The sequence below is a fragment of the Streptomyces sp. NPDC005070 genome (assembly GCF_053600395.1).
In genome coordinates this window covers 1-1,920 of record NZ_JBSFZS010000423.1, presented here as the reverse complement: position 1 = coordinate 1,920, position 1,920 = coordinate 1, and the positions used below count along the sequence as shown (strand labels likewise).

The 1,920-nt window shown below is 68.8% G+C and carries 2 protein-coding genes; both read right to left on the bottom strand.

The annotated features are described in order from the left end of the window. Nucleotides 1-381 (bottom strand): molybdopterin-dependent oxidoreductase (locus ACWEBX_RS39815; protein ID WP_451889585.1); only part of this gene is annotated, 381 nt, incomplete at its 3' end. 402 nt (nt 382-783) lie between these two features. Continuing rightward, on the bottom strand, nt 784-1,707 hold the full coding sequence (locus ACWEBX_RS39810) for a LysR substrate-binding domain-containing protein (protein WP_451889584.1): 924 nt from the start codon (nt 1,705-1,707) through the stop codon (nt 784-786). Nucleotides 1,708-1,920 lie beyond the last annotated feature (213 nt).

The following is a 1,920-nucleotide window of genomic DNA, read 5'->3' as shown; positions in this document are numbered from 1 at the left end:
GTCAAGGACTTCCGCCAGCGGCATGTTGGTTGTATAACCGCCGTAGCTCTGGGCGACGACATAGTCGGCAGCCGTCTCGATGTCCTCAAAGAAGGCGTCCACGGGTACGCCTCGCCACTGGGTGTCGAACTTGGACCACCGCGTCACGCAGTGGATGTCGGTCACCGTCTCCTGCTGCGGCAGGTCCATCATCTGCTGCCATGTCCAGGCGCGGGTGGCACCGGACTCGGTCGTGATGGCGAAGGTCCAGGTGTCGGTCTCCACTCGTGGGGTCGGTCCCGCCGACAGCACCGGGAACTGCTCAGTGGGGTACTGACCAGGAGGCAACCGATCCGCCAGTGAGTGCGTGCGGCCACGGAAACCGGGTGAGAAGCCGCTCATGGATATCCGCCTCCTCGTATATCCGACGTGGCTGTCACATGACCACCATCATCTGCCGCCCCGCGCGCGCTCGCATGCCGTGTCGCCGACCCCCGGCCCACAGCCTGCCCCGTGAGGGTTTGCCCCGATCGGGCCGGGCCATCTGTGCGGGGTCAGTGGTTCTCCCAGTCCGGTGCGAAGAAGCGGGCCCCGCTGACGACGGTGTCACCGGCTCGGTTGGCGCGCACGGACATGTTGAGCCCTCCGGTCCCGGACCCCCGTGGCAGTAGACCAGCCAGCCCAGGCCGTGCTTCTCAATGTTGCGGATCACTTCTGCGTCAACTTCGCAGAGTTTCCTTCCGATCAGCGGGATGCCGTCCCATGCGACCTGGGGCCCGGTGCGCCCGTGCATCCCGTGCGTAACTACCGGTAGGTCGGCAGAACGTTCGAGGGCTGGTTCTCCCGCGTCGCCGTGCGCAGCGCCGCGATGATGGCTGTGGTTGTCGGGTTCGCGCTCTCGGTGCGACGGGTCGCGGCGAACAGCTGACGCTGGACGGGGTGGTCCTCCAGGGGCGCGGTACGGATTCCGGCCGTGGCCGGGTCGATGGCGGTCCGGGGGAGGAGTGCGGTGGCGAGGCCGGCCCGTGCGAGGGTGAGCTGGGCGGCGATGTCGGCGGTGACGTAGCGCGTTGTGGGTGTGAAGCCTGCCTGGTGGCAGGCATGGAGGATGGCCTGTCCGCACTCCGTGGTCGGTGGTGGCACGGCGAGACTGTGCGTCGCCAGTTCCCGCAGGGGGACGGGCCGCCCGTCGGCTCGGTCGGCGGCGGTGACGACGAGCAGCGGATCGTCGAGCAGCGGGCAGAGTTCGATGCCGCGGGGCAGGGCGTCGGGCAGGTGGTGGTACCGCTGTCCCAGCACCACGTCGACGGTGCCGAGCGTGAGTTCCCTCAGTTGTGCTTGGTCGGTGACGAGACAGGTCACGGTGAGCTGCGGGTGGTCCGATCCCAGCGCGGTCAGCGCGGGGGCCACGATCCGGGCGACGGTCGATGGCAGTGCGGCGAGGGTGGCGTTGGCGCCGACCGTGCCCTTGACCGCCGCGACGGCGCTCTCGGCCTCCTGCACGGCGGCGAGGATCCGGTCGGTGTGCAGGAGGAGCGTCCGGCCCGCTTCCGTCAGGGCCACGGTTCGCCCGTCGGGGCGCAGCAGGTCCACTCCCGCCTCGCGCCGCAGCACGGCCAGTTGCTGGGAGACGGCACCGGCGGACAGCGCCAGCGACTGGGCGGCCGCGGCGATGGAGCCTCGGGCGGCGACGGTCTTGAGCATGTGCAGACGGCGGATATCCAGCATGAAGCGATAGATTAGCTAACGGGTCTCACCAGAAAACATCCCTTGACCTGCTGAGTCTTGGTGGGCGATCTTCGGCGCATGGAAATCTTCGACTGCATCGCCGCGGTTGCCCGGCCCCTTCACGACTTCGGTGACGAGTTCATGTCCGACGAGGTGACCGCTGCCGTGGGGTTGCGCGCCGGCTTCCCTCCGGGCCGCGGCTTCTACTGCCGC

Excerpts from the sequence above, each read along its gene's own strand:
- ACWEBX_RS39810 (WP_451889584.1), bottom strand. The coding sequence starts at position 1,707 with ATGCTGGATATCCGCCGTCTGCACATGCTCAAGACCGTCGCCGCCCGA.